Annotated in this window: 16 protein-coding genes and 1 tRNA gene; 12 read left to right on the plus strand and 5 right to left on the minus strand. The window is 71.0% G+C overall.

The genetic code is table 11. The features are described from left to right. Positions 1 to 37: 37 nt before the first annotated feature. Together ABD298_RS15515 and ABD298_RS15520 are read right to left on the minus strand one after the other, a co-directional pair. Positions 38 to 757 (minus strand): hypothetical protein, encoded by a 720-nt coding sequence (locus ABD298_RS15515; protein WP_344300665.1) that lies wholly within the window; start codon positions 755 to 757, stop codon positions 38 to 40. Continuing rightward, on the minus strand, positions 754 to 1485 hold the full coding sequence (locus tag ABD298_RS15520; RefSeq protein WP_344300666.1) for a hypothetical protein: 732 nt from the start codon (positions 1483 to 1485) through the stop codon (positions 754 to 756). Before ABD298_RS15520 ends, ABD298_RS15515 begins: the two co-directional genes overlap by 4 nt. 168 nt (positions 1486 to 1653) lie before the next feature. Between ABD298_RS15520 and ABD298_RS15525 the strand changes: the two genes are divergently transcribed. From ABD298_RS15525 to ABD298_RS15540, 4 genes are all read left to right on the plus strand, one after another. Beyond that, positions 1654 to 3546 carry an ABC transporter ATP-binding protein gene (locus ABD298_RS15525; protein WP_344300667.1) on the plus strand — a complete coding sequence of 631 codons (1893 nt, stop codon included), beginning with the start codon at positions 1654 to 1656 and terminating at the stop codon, positions 3544 to 3546. Between the two features lie 58 nt (positions 3547 to 3604). Continuing rightward, positions 3605 to 4042, plus strand: coding sequence for an NUDIX hydrolase (locus ABD298_RS15530; RefSeq protein WP_344300668.1), 438 nt, complete (start codon positions 3605 to 3607; stop codon positions 4040 to 4042). 93 nt (positions 4043 to 4135) lie between these two features. Next, entirely contained in the window at positions 4136 to 5419 is a 1284-nt protein-coding gene (locus ABD298_RS15535) for an alkaline phosphatase family protein (protein WP_344300669.1), read from the plus strand. Continuing rightward, positions 5416 to 6582: an alkaline phosphatase family protein gene (locus ABD298_RS15540; RefSeq protein WP_344300670.1), complete on the plus strand. Its 1167-nt coding sequence runs from the start codon at positions 5416 to 5418 to the stop codon at positions 6580 to 6582. Before ABD298_RS15535 ends, ABD298_RS15540 begins: the two co-directional genes overlap by 4 nt. Before the next feature lie 27 nt (positions 6583 to 6609). On the opposite strand, the gene ABD298_RS15545 is transcribed toward ABD298_RS15540, so the two are convergent. Next, on the minus strand, positions 6610 to 7047 hold the full coding sequence (locus tag ABD298_RS15545) for a DUF6314 family protein (RefSeq protein WP_344300671.1): 438 nt from the start codon (positions 7045 to 7047) through the stop codon (positions 6610 to 6612). Positions 7048 to 7060: 13 nt separating this feature from the next. Beyond that, positions 7061 to 7134 (minus strand) — tRNA-Arg (locus ABD298_RS15550). 57 nt (positions 7135 to 7191) lie between these two features. On the opposite strand from ABD298_RS15550, the gene ABD298_RS15555 reads away from it, so the two are divergent. Further along, positions 7192 to 8007 (plus strand): DUF998 domain-containing protein, encoded by an 816-nt coding sequence (locus ABD298_RS15555; RefSeq protein ID WP_344300672.1) that lies wholly within the window; start codon positions 7192 to 7194, stop codon positions 8005 to 8007. 24 nt (positions 8008 to 8031) lie between these two features. Here ABD298_RS15555 and ABD298_RS15560 read toward each other — a convergent pair whose 3' ends face one another. Continuing rightward, positions 8032 to 8658 (minus strand): hypothetical protein, encoded by a 627-nt coding sequence (locus ABD298_RS15560; RefSeq protein WP_344300673.1) that lies wholly within the window; start codon positions 8656 to 8658, stop codon positions 8032 to 8034. Positions 8659 to 8723: 65 nt separating this feature from the next. Here ABD298_RS15560 and ABD298_RS15565 point away from each other — a divergent pair, with 65 nt between their 5' ends. The 7 genes from ABD298_RS15565 to sucD all read left to right on the plus strand — a co-directional run bounded on the left by ABD298_RS15565 (position 8724) and on the right by sucD (position 16782). Next, the gene (locus ABD298_RS15565) at positions 8724 to 9554 is read left to right on the plus strand and encodes an inositol monophosphatase family protein (protein ID WP_344300730.1); all 831 of its coding nucleotides are present in this window, start codon (positions 8724 to 8726) and stop codon (positions 9552 to 9554) included. Between the two features lie 154 nt (positions 9555 to 9708). Continuing rightward, entirely contained in the window at positions 9709 to 10218 is a 510-nt protein-coding gene (locus ABD298_RS15570; protein WP_208711731.1) for a DUF892 family protein, read from the plus strand. Between the two features lie 56 nt (positions 10219 to 10274). Then, a complete protein-coding gene (locus ABD298_RS15575) occupies positions 10275 to 10523 on the plus strand; it encodes a hypothetical protein (RefSeq protein WP_344300674.1) in 249 nt (82 codons plus the stop codon). Between the two features lie 50 nt (positions 10524 to 10573). Continuing rightward, positions 10574 to 13108, plus strand: coding sequence for a DNA helicase PcrA (gene pcrA / locus ABD298_RS15580; RefSeq protein WP_344300675.1), 2535 nt, complete (start codon positions 10574 to 10576; stop codon positions 13106 to 13108). Positions 13109 to 13191: 83 nt separating this feature from the next. After that, on the plus strand, positions 13192 to 14487 hold the full coding sequence (locus ABD298_RS15585) for a glycosyltransferase (RefSeq protein WP_344300677.1): 1296 nt from the start codon (positions 13192 to 13194) through the stop codon (positions 14485 to 14487). A gap of 169 nt (positions 14488 to 14656) precedes the next feature. Next, positions 14657 to 15832, plus strand: a complete 1176-nt coding sequence (gene sucC, locus ABD298_RS15590; RefSeq protein ID WP_344300678.1) for an ADP-forming succinate--CoA ligase subunit beta — start codon at positions 14657 to 14659, stop codon at positions 15830 to 15832. Positions 15833 to 15846: 14 nt separating this feature from the next. Beyond that, a complete protein-coding gene (gene sucD, locus ABD298_RS15595; RefSeq protein WP_344300679.1) occupies positions 15847 to 16782 on the plus strand; it encodes a succinate--CoA ligase subunit alpha in 936 nt (311 codons plus the stop codon). Positions 16783 to 16799 lie beyond the last annotated feature (17 nt).

Genomic DNA, 16799 nt, shown 5'->3' on the forward strand with positions numbered 1-16799 from the left:
TGAAAATGTGAATTCAGTTCCTCAAGGTGCTGGATTTTTACCTTGTGAGACGCCGCGGCGCGGATGCAGCACGTCGCCGGGCCTGCAGGCTGGCGACCCAGATCACCGTCAGCCCGGCGAAGAGCAGCAGGAGCACCGAGTAGTTCATCGTCTGCATGACGGGCACCCAGGAGAGCGGCATGAGCGGGAAGAGGTTCGTGAAGATCAGCAGGGTGTAACCTGCGCCGATCAGCCCGGCGGCAACGCGCAGCGCCGGCAGCGCCGCGCCGACCGTTGCCCGGAAGAGCGAGGGAATGAGGACCACCCCGGTGAACGTGGGGTACACGCGCCCCAAGGCGGCGTAGACGCCGAACCAGACCTCGTCGGTGCCCTCGTGCAGCCCCACGCTCGAGGGCTGCAGGCCCATCAGGAGGAAGGACGCCACCGTCCCCGCGGCCACGACCCCCAGCGCGCCCAGGCCCCAGGGGCCGTACAGGGCCTGCTCGGCCCCGCGGGACCCGAAGGCCCGCGCGATCCGCACGGCCAGCAGCAGGCACACCGCGTAGATGAAGAAGCGCAGGAGGAGGTTGGCGAGGTTCACTCCGCCGAGGAGGGCGTCGATGGCGAGGTAGGGCCGCTCGATGCTGAGGAGGATCGTGGCGGCGAACAGGGTGAAGAGCCACATCATCAGGCGGTTCTCCCCGCGGAGGGCGGCGGGGATCCGCACGACGGCGAGCAGGACGGCGATGCCGAACGTGATCCAGGCGAGCCAGGTCATCCGAGGTGCTCCCAGACGCGCGTCGCGGCGCGCTCGTCGGTGGCGGCGCGCCGCAGGTTCTTGCCCAGGGCCGCGAGCCGCTCGGAGGCCATGAGGACGAGTTCGGCGTCGGGGAGCCGCCTGAGCGCGCCCTCGGCGGCCTCGGGCGGCCATCCCGCCTCGCCTGCCGTCACCAGCCCGGTGACCACGAGGCCGTTCCGGAGGCCGACCCCGGCCTCCCTCGCCGTGCTGACGGCGAGCTCGGGGCTCAGGCGGTTCGCGCTCAGCTGGGCCGAGAAGTTCTGGGGGGCCACGCCGGAGGCGATGCTCACACGCTGGCGCAGCTCGCCGTCGTCGATCGCCTCGACCCACTGGCGCACCGCCGCGTCCGGATGGCCCGGCGCGCCCGACACCGGGTGCGTGCCGTTGGGGGCCAGCTCGCCGCTGCGGACCAGCAGCTCGCGCAGGAAGCGGGCCGTGGGGACCTGGCTGAGAAGTTCGGCGTCGGTCGGAGGCGCAGTGCTCGCCGCGAGCTCGCGGTACGGGTCGAAGCGCGCGAGGCCGAGGACGGGGTTCTGACCGTATGCGCGGGCGACGGCGACGACAGTCGCCTCGGGGACCTTCCCGCGGACCAGCTGCTGGGCGAGGGTGCTCCGCTTGACGCCTGACCTGCGGCAGATGTCGGCGGCGGACTTGCCTGGCGCGAGTTCCTGCATCCAGTGGCGGAAGTCCAACGCTGAGACAGGCACGGAACCCCTCCTTCCATTTCAGCCGCGCGAGAGCTCCCCGGGCGGGCGGCTTGGTCCTGCGTGTCGATTTTACGTTGTCCGGGGGCTGCCCTATGCTGGTCTTAGCCCGCCGGCTCGCGCACCCCCCAATCGCGAGTCGGCGGGTCTTTCACTTTCTCGGGAGAGTTCATGAGCAGCATGTACAGCGCGGCGTGGAGCTCGCTGCATCAGATCACGCGGGCCAAGGACGGCAGGAACCCGTTCAACCGCGAGACCCTCCGCCGGGTCCTCGGCTTCGCGAGGCCGCACCGCGGGCGGCTCGTCGCGTTCGTGCTCGCCTCGGTCGTCGCGGCAGTGCTCGCAGTCGCGACCCCGGTCCTGGCCGGGCAGGTGGTCGACGCGATCGTCGCTCGCGAAGAGGTCTCCACCGTCGTGTGGCTCGCCGTCCTCATCGCCGTCGTGGCGGTGGCCGACGCCGGGTTCGGGCTCCTGACCCGGTGGCTGTCCGCGACCATCGGCGAAGGCGTGATCCTCGACCTCCGCCGGGCCGTCTTCGACCACGTGCAGAAGATGCCCATCGCGTTCTTCACCCGGACCCGCACCGGCGCGCTCGTGAGCCGGCTCAACAACGACGTCATCGGGGCCCAGTCGGCGTTCGCGGGCACCCTCTCCGGCGTCGTCAGCAACGCCGTCGCGCTCGTCCTCACTGTCGCCGTCATGGCACAGAAGTCATGGCTCGTGACGGTCCTCGCGCTCATCCTCCTGCCGATCTTCCTCGTTCCCGCACGGCGCATGGGCGGCCGGGTCGCCGACCTGCGGCGCGAGGCCGCGGCGCACAACGCCGCCATGAGCACGCAGATGACCGAGCGCTTCTCCGCCCCCGGCGCCACGCTCATCAAGCTGTTCGGCCGCCCCGACGAGGAGTCGCGCGAGTTCGCCGTGCGCGCCAGGCGCGTGCGGGACATCGGGATCCGCTCCTCGATGCTCACCTTCACGTTCATCACCGCGCTCACCCTCGTCTCCTCGCTCGCCCTCGCGCTCGTCTACGGGGTGGGCGGGTGGCTCGCGATCGGCGGGCAGCTCGCGGCGGGCGACGTCGTCGTGCTCGCCCTGCTCCTGACCCGCCTCTACGCGCCGATCACCAACCTCTCCAACGCGCGCGTGGAGATCATGGGCGCGCTCGTGAGCTTCGAGCGGGTGTTCGAGGTGCTCGACCTCGCACCGCTCATCACCGAGAAGCCCGACGCCAAGGCGCTGCCCTCGGGCGCGGTGCCCGTCGAGTTCGACGACGTCCGCTTCGCCTACCCGAGCGCCGAGAAGGTCTCCCTCGCGTCCCTCGAGGAGGTCGCGGTGCTCGACACGCGCGGCGGCGAGGAGGTGCTCCACGGCATCTCGTTCCGGGTCGACCCGGGGCAGACGGTGGCGCTGGTCGGCTCCTCGGGCGCGGGCAAGTCCACAGTCGCCCAGCTCGTGGCCCGGCTGTACGACGTCGACTCAGGCGCCGTGCGCATCGGCGGCGTCGACGTGCGGGACACGACCTTCGAGTCCATGCGCGGCACGGTCGGGATGGTCACCCAGGACGGGCACCTGTTCCACGAGACCATCGCCGAGAACCTGCGGCTGGTCCGCCCCGGCGCCTCTGACGAGGATCTGTGGGACGTGCTGCGCCGCGCGAGGCTCGAGGCCATGGTGCGCTCGCTGCCCGACGGCCTGGGCACCATCGTGGGGGAGCGCGGCTACCGGCTCTCCGGCGGCGAGCGCCAGCGGCTGACGATCGCGCGGCTCCTGCTCGCGGCGCCGCGGGTCGTGATCCTCGATGAGGCCACCGCCGCCCTGGACTCGACCAACGAGGCGGCCGTGCAGGCGGCCCTCGCCGAGGCGCTCGAGGGGCGCACCGCCCTCGTGATCGCCCACCGGCTCTCAACGGTCCGGGCCGCGGACCAGATCCTCGTGGTGGAGGATGGCCGGATCGTGGAGCGCGGGACGCATGCCGAACTCCTCGCGGCCGGCGGCCGCTACGCCGAGCTGTACACGACCCAGTTCGCGGAGGCATCCGCGGTGGCGGACGAATTCGCCCAGTAGAGCAGACCGTTGAGGGGTCATGTCCCTGCGCCGACGGTCCTCGGGATAGTCTCTGACTGTGCCTGCCCGGATCACCGTCTCTGCCGTGTGCGTCTACTCGCCGGAGGGGCGCCTCCTGACCGTCCGCAAACGGGGGACCGACCGCTTCATGCATCCGGGCGGCAAGCCCGAGCCTGGCGAGTCCGCGGCGGAGGCCGCGAGCCGCGAGCTGTCCGAAGAGGTGGGCATCGACGTCCCGGCCGAGGACCTCGTGCTGCTGGGCGCGTGGATTGCGCTCGCCGCGAATGAAGCCGCCACCGACATCGAGGCGACGGTGTTCACCGCGCCAGGGGAGCACAACCCGAGCGAGGTCCATCCCGCTGCCGAGATCGAGGAGCTCCGCTGGATCGATCCCGACGCCGAGCCGTCGGCAGATCTGGCGCCGCTCCTGACGGACCACGTCCTTCCCCTGCTCGTGCGGCAGGGACATGACCGCTCGACGCGGCCAGCCTCCTGAAGCTGGGCGCGGGGTGGGAAGTCCGTGAACCAGCGGTGAACAATGGATGAAGTCCGGCGCCCGCGGTAATACCCGCCGGTAACTTGGTGGGCCGTGACCACTACCCGCCGCAGCTTCCTCTCAGCAGCGTCCCTCGCCGCCCTCGGCGCCGCAGCCCTCACCGGGGCCGCCGCGCCGTCCGCCGCCCGGGGCGTCGCCCCTTCCGCCCTCCCCACCGACCCGGCCGCGTCCGGGATCGACCACATCATCGTCGTCATGATGGAGAACCGCTCTTTCGACCACTTCCTCGGATGGCTCCCCGGCGCCGACGGGAAGCAGAGCGGCCTCACCTACACCGACCGCTACGGCGTCCCGCACGGAACGCACCACCTCACCGACTACCAGGGCTGCAGCCACCCCGACCCCGACCACTCCCAGGAGGGCGGGCTCATCGAGTACAACAACGGCAAGTGCGACGGCTGGCTCCGCGCCGGCGACAACGACGACTTCGCCATCGGCTACTACACGGACGCCGACCTCGCGTTCTTCGCCCAGGCCGCGCCCGGCTGGACCGTCTGCGACAACTACTTCGCGGCGGTGATGGCAGAGACGTACCCGAATCGCTTCTACCAGCACGCCGCCCAGACGGACCGCATCCACAACTCCTCCGCGAACGCGACCATCCCCACCATCTGGGACCGTCTCGCTGCCGCCGGGGTCAGCGGGAAGTACTACTACTCCGACGTGCCGTTCCTCGCGCTGTGGGGGACCAAGTACATGCCGATCTCCTCGCCGTACTCGGCGTTCCTCAGCGACTGCGCCGCCGGCACCCTGCCGTCGGTGAGCTTCGTCGACCCGCGCTTCATGGACGAGGGCTCGGGAACGTCCGGCGACGACCACCCCCACGCGGACGTCCGCTCGGGAGAGCTCTTCCTCAACGAGGTCTACCGCGCCGTGACGACGTCGCCGGCGTGGTCCCGCACCATGCTCGTGGTCAACTTCGACGAGTGGGGCGGCTTCTACGACCACGTCGCGCCGACCACGGCGCCCGACACCAGCCAGACGACGGCGCTGCGCGGCTTCCGGGTTCCCGCCCTCGTCGTCTCGCCCTTCGCCCGCCGCGGCGCGGTCGCGTCCGGCACCTACGACCACACCTCGGTCCTCAAGGCCATCGAGTGGCGCTGGAACCTCCAGGCCCTCACCCCGCGCGACGCCAACGCCGCCAACATCGCCGAGGTCCTCGACTTCGCCTCGGCGCCCAACCTCGCCGCCCCGGCCTACACGGTCCCTCCCTTCGCCGCCGGCCCGCCCTGCACACCCCTCCCCGGCGGAGACCCGGAGGACGAGTGGCACCCGCTCAAGAACCGCGCCATCGCGGAAGGATGGAAGCTCGCATGAACCGCCCACAGCTCGCCCCTGCCGCCCTTGCCCTCTCCGCACGACGGCGCCCGCTCGCCGTCGTCCTCGCAGCCGTCGCCGTGCTGGTGCTCGCCGCCGTCGTGCTCGTGCGCACGGGAGCCGGCCAGGAGGCCAGCGCGGCCGACACCGCTCCGCAGTACCTGCCCTCGAGCTCGCACGTGTTCGTCATCAACCTCGAGAACAAGGGCTACGACGAGACCTGGGGCTCGTCCTCGCAGGCGCCCTACCTCTCGCAGACGCTGCGCTCGCAGGGGGTCCTGCTGAACAGCTACTACGGCACCGGCCACAATTCGCTGGACAACTACATCTCCCAGATCTCGGGCCAGGGCCCGAACAGCCAGACCCAGGCCGACTGCCAGACCTACTCGCCGTTCGTCCAGACCGGCACCGCTGCGCAGGGCCAGGCCGTGGGCAGCGGATGCGTGTACCCGGCGGGCGTGCCCACGGTCGCGGACCAGCTCACGGCGGCCGGCAAGACGTGGAAGGGCTACATGGAGGACATGGGCACGCCCTGCCGCCACCCGCAGATCGGCGCAGTGGACGACACGCAGAAGGCCCGCGTCGGCGACCAATACGCCGCCCGCCACAACCCCTTCGTGTACTTCGCCGGCATCACCGGCTCGCCGGACTGTGCCAAGAACGACGTCGACCTGACCGCCCTGAGCGGCGACCTCGCCTCGGTCTCGACCACCCCGGCGGTCTCCTTCATCACGCCCAACCTCTGCCACGACGGGCACGACTCGCCGTGCGTGGACGGCCAGCCCGGCGGCCTCGTCTCGGCCGACGCGTGGCTGAAGCAGTGGGTCCCCGCGATCACGGACTCGCCCGCATTCAAGAAGGACGGTGTGCTGGTCATCACGTTCGACGAGTCGGACGGCCCGCAGCAGGACGCGAGCGCGTGCTGCGGCGAGGGGCCCGGTCCCAACGCTGCCCTGCCCGGCATCACCGGGATGGGCGGCGGCCGCGTCGGTGCGCTCGTGCTCTCGCCGTTCACGGCCGGCGGCACGTGGTCCACGACCCCGTACAACCACTACAGCCTGCTCGCGAGCATCGAGGACCTCAACGGGCTGCCCTACCTCGGGTACGCGGGCACCCCGGGCCTGAACCGCTTCGGGCTGGACGTGTACAACAAGGGCGTCTGAGCCCCTCAGCGTGAAGGGACGGCAGGGTCAGCGGGCCCGGCGCAGGACGCTCTCCAGGAGCAGGTCCTTCGCCGGGCCCGTGACGTCCCACGTCCAGCGCAGCTCGTCGGGGCCCGCCGCCTCGTAGCGCACGCGGTAGTCGTCGGGGGAGCACCAGTGGGTGCCGTCGGAGGCCGCGCCCGTGAGGTCGACCGAGTGGAAGGGCCGCCCATCGGGGAAGAAGACCTCCATCGCGCCCGGGTGCGCTCCGGGCCGCCAGATGTACTCCCGCGTCGCCGGTCCCTCATGGGCACCCCAGCGGACGGTGCCCTCCTCGCGCTGCTGCAGGGCGCCGTCGTCCTTGTCCGCGCCGAGGGGCGTGAAGGTGACCGTGCCCGAGAAGCGGCCCCGCGCGCCGGTCGCACGGTCCAGCATCGTCCGTTCGACGAACCACCTGCCGCGGAGGAACGCGTACAGGTCAGGCACTGGATACGACAAGTGCCCCCGACCGGAATCGAACCGATGGCCTGCCCTTTAGGAGAGGGCCGCTCTATCCTACTGAGCTACGGGGGCCCGCCCGCGAGAGCGGGCACGCACCAGCATACAAGGTCGTGAGGCTAGGCTGGCGACGTGGCACAGGCACGGTCTCGGCAGGGTTCGGGCAACGGCAACCGGACGGAACGCATCCGGCTCTACCTCGGCGCGTGGTCGGCCGTGAGCGTCCTGCAGTTCTTCGCAGCCGAGGCGGCCACGATCGCACGGTGGGCCGGCCCCGCGCCGTACAGCCGCAGGCTCGGCTTCATCTCGGACCTCGGCCAGGTGGGCTGCGGCCTCCACGGCACCCGCGACATCTGCTCGCCGCTGCACGCCCTCATGGACTTCTCCTTCGTGCTGCAGGGGATCGGCATGGTCATCGCCGCGCTGCTCCTGACATCCCCGGTGCTCCGGGTCGCCGCCGAATGGCCTGCCGTGCTCGCCGAGCGCCGCCTCACCGCCGCCTTGGTGCGCACGACGCCGTCGCCCGCCTCCCACGCGAAGGTCGCCGTCCCGCGGCTCGCCACGCTCGCGGTCCGGCTCCTGCTCGGGGCCGCGGGGATCGGCGTGGCGGTCGTGGGGCTCTTCCCGCAGGATTCGGTGGAGGCCGTCCATCTGGCGGGCGCCACCGCCTACTTCCTGGGCGGCTCGAGCGCGCTCGTGGTCCTCGGACTCCTCTGGCTGCGCCGCACGGCCGCCGCCTGGCCGGTCCTGCTCCTGGGCGCGACGGCGCTCACCTCGACCCTCGTGGGCGGGGCGCTGCAGATGCGTGTGCCCGAGCCCGGCACGCTCGAGCGGCTCATGGGCTACCCGGTCACGATCGGCATCGCCATCGTGGGCGCCGTCCTCGCGTGGCGCCTGGGCGTGCCCAGCCGGGCCGCGCGGGCGCTCGCCAGGGCGGCCCGGGCCTGAGGCGGGCGGGCCCCGGCGCCGGGATCACGCCGTCGTGCGCCGCCTCCTGGCCAGCAGGACGGCCGCGGCGGCCGCCGCGAGCATGAGGACCAGCAGCACCCACCCGGCGACGACGAGCACCGACGCGAGCACGGCTGCCCCGGTGTCGGTGGGGGAGCCGAGCGCGGTGTCGACGGCGACGTTGCCCGACAGGCGCACGACGACGAACGCGGCCACGAGCGCGAAGGCGGACCACCGCTGGGCCTTGGCCTTGAGCCAGGAGCCGAACACCAACAGGAACGTGAACCCGGCCGCGAGCGGGAAGATGGTCCCCGCGGTCTTGTGCACGTAGTTGAGCTGGCCGAGGGCGTCGTCGTCCATCGCCCCGCGCAGCTGGGAGATGTAGTCGGGGGAGAATCCGCCGATGAGCGAGTCCGGCATGGCCAGGCCGCCGGAGAGCTGGGTCATCTGCGTCAGGGTCAGCAGGTGGAGGTACCAGAACATGAAGACGCTCGCCACGAGGCCTGCGATGATGATGAGCTTCGCGTTGCCCTGGGCCTGCTCGGGCGTCCGCTGGGTCGTCGGGTTCACGGGCTGGCCGGCACGGGCTCCCGGCGCGGCCGCAGCCCGGTCGCCGTGCTTGCGTGCCCGCTGGGCGGGGGTCTTGGACATGGTCCCATTATCGTCTCCCGGGCGCCGGCGGACTGGGCGCCGGTAGGCTGGGGCCCGTGGCTGAGATGAGCGAGCACCTCGATTCCCTTCCCGACCTCGACCCCGGTCTGAACGACGCCGAGCTGGCCGCCGCCCTCGTGCGGGCTGCGGGCGACCTCGCGCTGCGGATGCGGCAGGACGGACTCGACGCCGAGCGCAAGACCTCTGTCTCGGACATCGTCACCGCCGCCGACAAGGCCGCCGAGGCCTACGTCCTGGCCCAGCTGCGGCGCTGCCGCCCGGACGACGGCGTGTTCGGCGAGGAGGGCGCCCAGATGCCCTCGGCCTCGGGGCGCACGTGGGTGATCGACCCCGTGGACGGGACGCTCAACTTCTTCTCGGGCTCGAGCTACTGGTGCTCGGCGCTCGCCCTGCGCGGCGAGGCGGCCGACAGCGACGCCGACCCGGAGTCCCTCCTCGGCGCGATCTACCAGCCCCAGGAGGACAAGCTGTGGGTGGGAGGCGACGCCACGCCGGCGACTCTCAACGGCGAGGCGCTCGCTGGGCCGGCCGACGCGCGGCTCGGGCTCCTCGGCGCGGCGACGTCCATCCAGCCGCGCTGGCTCGAGCAGCCGCTGTCTGCGATGCCCTGGCACGCCGCGGCCGTCCAGGCTGCATCGATCCGCATCCTCGGCTCCGGGTCGTGCGACCTCGCGCGGGTCGCCACCGGCGAGATCGGCGTCTGGTTCCAGCACTCCTGCCCGCAGTGGGACTGGCTGCCCGGCAAGGCGATTGTGACCGCGGCGGGCGGCTCGACCGCCACCGTGGAGGTCAACGGGCTCACCTGGTTCGCGGCGGGGGGCACGACGGCGGTGCGGGAGGTCGTGGCAGCGCTCGCCTCGGCGCGGGTCGGCTGAGGCGGGGCCGGCCGCCCGCATGGGCGATGGCGCGTCCATTGCAGCCCCTGTGAGGCGGCGGGACAATGGACCCAAGGACTGAGGCGGACGCCCCGCAAGAAGTGCCAACAGGCTTCGCGCCCGCCGCACGCCAGCTGGGAGGCGACGGACTGCCATGTTTGAGCACTTTTCCGAGGCCCATGAACTCTTCGTGTACCGGATGGGCATCGCCCGGGGAACCACCCGGCGGGCGATCGTGACCCTGGGGACCCTTGAGCAGCACGCGCAGCGCGCGGAGGTCGGGGCCCTCATGCGGGACCTGTCCGAGGAGGCCAGGGCCCATACTGCCGCCCTCGAGGACCTCTTCGCCGAACTCGAGCGCAACGTCGCCGTGCCGGTCGCGCATACGGCGGACGGACTCGACAAGGAGGTCCACTCCGTGGTCCGCAAGACCGACGAGGGCATCCTCGACCTCGCGGTCCTGCCGCTCGCGCTCGAGATCCAGTACGCGGCCATCGCGGCGTACGAGCCGCTCGCCGTCTACGCCAGGGAGTGGCTCGAAGGGGACGTCGCGGACCGCCTCGAGAAGTGCGTCGCGGAGCAGCTCTCCTCGCGCAACCAGGTGCTCGGGCTCATGCGCACCGTCTTCGCCAGCGGGGACACGGTCCAGGCCAGGCCCGACTGACCGGACCCTGAGGGCCGGGCGCGCCACTGAGCGGGGGAGCCACGACGGGAGGAACGATGAGACACCACAACGAGAACCAGCACGAGCCAGGCGTCCCGGAGACGCGCGTCAGCACGTTCATGCGTGTCATGGGCCGGCTGCGGGATGTCTACGGGCCCGCGAACCGGCGCATCGCCCAAGAGGAGCTGCGGCACCGGCCCAACCCGGAGGACCTCAGGACCCAGCACGAGGTCGACGGGATCGAGGTCGAGGTGGACAGCGAGGGGCACCGGTACGGGGTGCGCAGGGACGGCGCCGGCGGGTGATCCCGCAGGCTGCCGCTCCGCCGGCACCGGCGGCCTAAAATAGAGGGATCATGGATATGCTCTTCGATCCCTATGCCCACGTGCCCAAGCCCGGTGTGCCCGGGGGCGCGCAGGAACCGGATCCCGACGAGCTGCCGCCGGTGCCCGACGAGGAATACGGCGCGCCCGAGGACATGCCTGCCGGCTGGCTGCCGGCCTCCGACCCCGCCGAGGACGCCCGGCGCGAGGCCGAGGAGTCGGCGGCCCGCCTGCTCGAGGGCCTCAACCCCCAGCAGCTCGAGGCGGTGACCCATGCGGGGAGCCCCCTGCTCATCGTCGCCGGCGCCGGCTCGGGCAAGACGCGGGTGCTCTCGCACCGCATCGCCTACCTCATCGCGACGCGCCGGGCGCACCACGGCGAGATCCTCGCCATCACGTTCACCAACAAGGCCGCGGCGGAGATGCGCGAGCGCATCGAGGCGCTCGTGGGCGAGCGGGCCCAGCGGATGTGGATCTCGACCTTCCACTCCTCGTGCGTGCGGATCCTGCGCCGCGAGGCGAAGTCCGTGGGCCTGAACTCCAACTTCTCGATCTACGACTCGGCGGATTCCCTCCGCCTCATCACCCTCGTGCACAAGGGCCTCGAGCTCGACCCCAAGAAGGTGGCCCCCAAGGCCGTCCAGCACAAGATCTCCTCGCTCAAGAACGAGCTCATCGACGCGGACGACTTCGCCGGGCGCGCCAACCTGAACGACCCCTTCGAAGCCGGGGTGGCCGAGGTATACAAGGGCTACACGCAGCGCCTGCGCCAGGCCAACGCGATGGACTTCGACGACCTCATCGCCGAGACCGTGTACATGTTCCGGGCCTTCCCGGCGCTCGCGCAGATGTACCGCCGCCGCTTCCGCCACGTCCTCGTGGACGAGTACCAGGACACCAACCACGCCCAGTACGCGCTCGTCCGGGAGATCGTCGGGGAGGGGGACGAGGCGTCCGAGCTGACCGTGGTCGGCGACTCGGACCAGTCGATCTACGCCTTCCGCGGCGCGGACATCCGCAACATCGTCGAGTTCGAGAAGGACTACCCCGAGGCCCGCACCATCAAGCTCGAGCAGAACTACCGCTCGACCCAGACCATCCTCTCCGCCGCCAACGCCGTGATCTCGCGCAACCCGAACCGGCCCGAGAAGCGGCTCTGGACCTCGGAGGGCGACGGCGAGAAGATCATCGGCTACGCCGCCGAGAACGAGCATGAGGAAGCGCGCTTCATCGCCAAGGAGATCGACAGGCTCACCGACTCCGGCGAGTTCCGCCCCGGCGACGTCGCGGTCTTCTACCGCACCAACGCCCAGTCCCGCAGCCTCGAGGAGATCCTCATGCGCGTCGGGCTGCCGTACAAGGTCGTGGGCGGCACGCGCTTCTACGAGCGCAAGGAGATCAAGGACGCGCTCGCCTACCTGCGCGTGCTCGTCAACCCGGACGACGACGTCAACCTCCGCCGCGTGCTCAACGAGCCGAAGCGCGGCATCGGCGAGCGGGCCGAGGGGACGATCGCCGCCCTCGCGGAGCGGGACCGCGTCCCATTCATGGCGGCGATGCGGCGCGCCGACGAGGCGCCCGGCATGGCGGCCCGCTCGCTCAACGCGGTGAACGCCTTCGTCAAGCTCCTCGACGACCTGGCCGCCGTCGCGGAGGGCTCCGGCGCCGCCGAGGCGCTCGAGGCCGTGCTCGAGCAGACGGGGTATCTCGCCGGCCTCCGTTCCTCGACGGACCCCCAGGACGAGTCGCGCGTCGAGAACCTGGCCGAGCTCGTCGCCGTCGTGCGCGAGTACGAGCGCGAGAACCCCGAGGGCAGCCTCGAGGAGTTCCTCGAGCAGGTCTCGCTCGTGGCGGACGCGGACCAGATCCCGGACACGCCCGACGGCGCCTCCCAGGCCGAGGTCGACGCGGCGGTCGCCGAGGCGAGGCGGCAGGGCGTCGTGACGCTGATGACCCTCCACACAGCCAAGGGGCTCGAGTTCCCGGTGGTGTTCCTGACCGGCATGGAGCACGGCGTGTTCCCGCATCGTCGCGCAGCCACGGACCCCGACGAGCTCGCCGAGGAGCGGCGCCTCGCGTACGTGGGCCTCACCCGGGCCCGCAAGCGCCTCTACCTCACGCGCTCGGAGGTCCGCAGCCTGTGGGGCCAGAGCGAGTACTACCCGGCGAGCCAGTTCCTCGGCGAGGTCCCGGCCGAGCTCATCCAGTGGAAGCGCGAGGGTTCCAAGCGGCCCCCGGCCGTGGGCGTCGCCGGAGACGGCTTCACCGGCCGGTACGGGGGCGCGGGGTCCCGGTACGGCGGTTCCTCGTGGGGCGCCGGGGCGAGCCGGAACGCGAGCTTCGCCACGATCTCGCCCGCGTCGGCGGCCACGAAGACGGGCCGTGTGCAGCCGCAGAAGGAGGTCATCTCCGTCAGCGTGGGGGACAAGGTGAACCACACCGCGTTCGGCAACGGCACCGTGATCGGGGTCGAGGGCGCGGGCGACAAGACGGTCGCGAAGGTGAGCTTCGACGTCGGCGAGAAGCGACTCCTGCTGCGGTACGCGCCCCTGACGAAGGTGGGCTGAGGCGGCACGCCCCGCAGCCCTTCTCACGGGCGCAGACCCGGCCTACCGTAGGAGTGGTCTCTGGGCGTGAACGGAGCCGTGCCATGAAGATCCTCTTCGCCAGCCTCACCCAGGACGGCCACTTCAACCCGCTCACCGGGATCGCCGCGGCCGCTCAGGACGCGGGCCACGAGGTCGCGTTCTACACCGGAAGCCTCTACGCGGGGAAGCTCGGGCGCATGGGCGTCCGGCATGAGCCCTACCGGCGGGCCGTCGAGATCACGGCGGAGAACATCAACGAGGTCTTCCCCGAGCGCGTGAAACTCAGCGGGCCTCGGCAGATCGCCTTCGACGGCCGGGCCATCTTCGCCGACAACGTGGGCCGGTTCTTCGAGGACCTGCGCGAGATCCACGGCGAGTTCCCCTTCACGGTCCTCGTCCACGACACCGGGTTCTTCGCTGCCGAGCTCGCCGTGCGGCTGCTCGGCGTCCACTCCGTGCCGGTCAATGTGATCGGGAACATCGAGAGCGACCCGGACGTGCCCCCGATGTTCTTCGGCTTCGGGCAGGCACGGAATCGGCTCGACCGCGCCAAGCACGCCGCGGCGCGCTACGTGTCCAACCAGGTGGTGTTCCGCCCGGCCAAGGTCCGCTACCGCGAGATCCTCGCACAGCACGGGGTGCCCTTCAGCCTGCGGACTGTCATGACGGACCTGCCCTATCGCTACGCGACCGCTGTCATCCAGACCGGCACGCAGAGCCTCGACTTCCCGCGCAGCCGCGTCAACCCCAAGGTGCGGCACGTGGGTGCGCTCCTGCCGTGGCGGGACCCGGGCGGAGACCGGGGCGCCGATGTCCCGCTCGGCGGGTACCGGCGTCGTGCGCTCATCTCGCAGGGGACCATCGACACCGCCGACTTCGCCAAGCTCGTGTACCCGGCCGTCGAGGCGCTGCGGGGGAGCGGCATGCAGCTGGTCGTGTCGACGGGACGGCAGCCGGCGGCGCCGGTGCGGGAGCGGATCGGGGGACCGGACGTCGTGGTCGAGGAGTTCGTCGACTTCGACGCCGTCCTGCCCGTCTCCGACGTCTACATCACCAATGGCGGACAGGGCGGGGTGCTCATGGCGATCGCGCACGGCGTGCCGATGGTGGTCGCCGGGCTCAACGAGGGCAAGGGGGACGTCAACGCCCGGCTCGCCTTCCGCGGCCTCGCCGAGGACCTGCGCACCGAGCGCCCGCGCGCCGAGGCGATCCGGGCCGCCGTCGACCGTGTGCTCGCCGACGACGCGATGCGCGCCCGCGTCGCGGCCGTGCGGGCCGAGCTCGCGGCGCACGACCCGCTCGCGGAGAGCATCGAGGTCATCGAATCCGTCGGCTCCCGCCTACAGCACCGCCCCTGATTTCTACCAATTGTAGAGCTGTGCGGTTGGTCACGAACGGCTCCCGGGGCGGACTGGTGCGGGGCGGAGGGACTAGAGTTGCCCCTTGGAGCATCAGGCCCGCCGTGGGGAGGCTCTCTGCGGCGCGTGCTCCGAGTCAGAACTACTTCGACGTAGAGGACACTGAACCGTGGACCTGTTTGAATACCAGGCGCGCGATCTGTTCGAGGCACACGGCGTTCCCGTGCTGGCCGGGATCGTTGCGCACACCCCCGAGGAAGCCAAGGCTGCTGCCGAGAAGATCGGCGGGGTTACCGTTGTCAAGGCCCAGGTGAAGATCGGCGGCCGCGGCAAGGCCGGCGGTGTCAAGGTCGCGAAGACCGCTGACGAGGCATTCGAGCACGCCACCAACATCCTCGGCATGGACATCAAGGGCCACACGGTCAAGAAGGTCATGATCGCCGCCGGCGCGGACATCGCCGAGGAGTACTACTTCTCGGTCCTCCTCGACCGCGCCAACCGCAACTACCTCGCCATGTGCTCGGTCGAGGGCGGCATGGAGATCGAGCAGCTCGCCGTCGAGCGCCCCGAGGCCCTCGCCAAGGTTCCCGTCGACCCGGCCGTCGGCATCGACGCCGCCAAGGCCGCCGAGATCGTCGAGGCCGCCGGCTTCGCCCCCGAGCTGCGCGAGAAGGTCGCGGCTGTCCTGGTCAAGCTGTGGGACGTCTTCAAGGGCGAGGACGCCACGCTCGTCGAGGTCAACCCGCTGGTCAAGACCGGTGCCGGGGACATCATCGCCCTGGACGGCAAGGTCTCCATCGACGAGAACGCCGGCTTCCGCCACCCCGAGCACGAGGAGCTCGTGGACAAGGAGTCCGAGGACCCGCTCGAGGCCAAGGCCAAGGCCCTGGACCTGAACTACGTCAAGCTCGACGGCGAAGTCGGCATCATCGGCAACGGCGCCGGCCTCGTGATGTCCACCCTCGACGTCGTGGCCTACGCCGGCGAGCGGCACGGCAATGTCAAGCCCGCGAACTTCCTCGACATCGGGGGCGGCGCGTCCGCCGAGGTCATGGCCAACGGCCTCGGGATCATCCTCGGCGACGAGCAGGTCAAGAGCGTCTTCGTGAACGTCTTCGGCGGCATCACCGCGTGCGACGCCGTCGCGAACGGCATCGTGGGCGCGCTCGACAAGCTCGGCGACTCGGCGAACAAGCCGCTCGTCGTGCGCCTCGACGGCAACAACGTCGACGAGGGCCGCCGCATCCTCCACGAGGCGAACCACCCGCTGGTGACCCTCGCCGAGAACATGGACCAGGGCGCCGACAAGGCCGCCGAGCTCGCCAACTCGGGCGCTGCGAAGTAAGGGACGAGAGAAAAATGTCGATCTTCCTCAACAAGGACAACAAGGTCATCGTCCAGGGCATCACCGGCGGCGAGGGCTCCAAGCACACCGCCCGCATGCTCGCGGCCGGCACCAACATCGTGGGCGGCGTGAACGCCCGCAAGGCCGGCACCACGGTCTCCCACAACGACCAGCACGGCAACCCGGTCGAGCTTCCGGTCTTCGGCTCCGTCAAGGAGGCCATGGCGGAGACGGGCGCGGACACCTCGATCGTGTTCGTGCCGCCGGCCTTCACCAAGGACGCCGTGGTCGAGGCCATCGAGGCCGAGATCGGCCTCGTCGTGGTCATCACCGAGGGCGTGCCCGTCCAGGACTCCGCCGAGTTCTGGGCGCTCGCGCAGTCCAAGAAGGACGCCGAGGGCAACCAGACCACGCGCATCATCGGCCCGAACTGCCCCGGCATCATCACCCCGGGCGAGGCCCTCGTGGGCATCACCCCGGCCAACATCACCGGCAAGGGCGGCGTGGGCCTGGTCTCCAAGTCCGGCACGCTGACCTACCAGATGATGTACGAGCTGCGTGACCTCGGCTTCTCGACCGCCATCGGCATCGGCGGCGACCCGGTCATCGGCACCACGCACATCGACGCCCTCGCCGCGTTCGAGGCCGACCCGGACACGAAGGCGATCGTCATGATCGGCGAGATCGGCGGCGACGCCGAGGAGCGCGCGGCCGAGTTCATCAAGAACAACGTCACCAAGCCGGTCGTCGGCTACGTCGCGGGCTTCACCGCACCCGAGGGCAAGACCATGGGCCACGCCGGCGCCATCGTCTCCGGCTCCTCCGGCACCGCCCAGGCGAAGAAGGAAGCTCTCGAGGCCGCCGGCGTCAAGGTCGGCAAGACGCCGTCCGAGACCGCCCACCTCCTCCGCTCCGTCTACCCGGTGCACCTCCCGGACAGCAACCTCTGAGGTTCTGACCCGGCCCA

The organism is Sinomonas flava (genome assembly GCF_039531875.1).
GTDB classification, from domain to species: domain Bacteria; phylum Actinomycetota; class Actinomycetes; order Actinomycetales; family Micrococcaceae; genus Sinomonas; species Sinomonas flava.

Excerpts from the sequence above, each read along its gene's own strand:
- ABD298_RS15525 (WP_344300667.1), top strand. The coding sequence starts at position 1,654 with ATGAGCAGCATGTACAGCGCGGCGTGGAGCTCGCTGCATCAGATCACG.
- ABD298_RS15515 (WP_344300665.1), bottom strand. The coding sequence starts at position 757 with ATGACCTGGCTCGCCTGGATCACGTTCGGCATCGCCGTCCTGCTCGCC.
- ABD298_RS15585 (WP_344300677.1), top strand. The coding sequence starts at position 13,192 with ATGAAGATCCTCTTCGCCAGCCTCACCCAGGACGGCCACTTCAACCCG.
- sucD (WP_344300679.1), top strand. The coding sequence starts at position 15,847 with ATGTCGATCTTCCTCAACAAGGACAACAAGGTCATCGTCCAGGGCATC.
- ABD298_RS15565 (WP_344300730.1), top strand. The coding sequence starts at position 8,724 with ATGAGCGAGCACCTCGATTCCCTTCCCGACCTCGACCCCGGTCTGAAC.
- ABD298_RS15570 (WP_208711731.1), top strand. The coding sequence starts at position 9,709 with ATGTTTGAGCACTTTTCCGAGGCCCATGAACTCTTCGTGTACCGGATG.
- pcrA (WP_344300675.1), top strand. The coding sequence starts at position 10,574 with ATGGATATGCTCTTCGATCCCTATGCCCACGTGCCCAAGCCCGGTGTG.
- ABD298_RS15575 (WP_344300674.1), top strand. The coding sequence starts at position 10,275 with ATGAGACACCACAACGAGAACCAGCACGAGCCAGGCGTCCCGGAGACG.
- ABD298_RS15560 (WP_344300673.1), bottom strand. The coding sequence starts at position 8,658 with ATGTCCAAGACCCCCGCCCAGCGGGCACGCAAGCACGGCGACCGGGCT.
- ABD298_RS15540 (WP_344300670.1), top strand. The coding sequence starts at position 5,416 with ATGAACCGCCCACAGCTCGCCCCTGCCGCCCTTGCCCTCTCCGCACGA.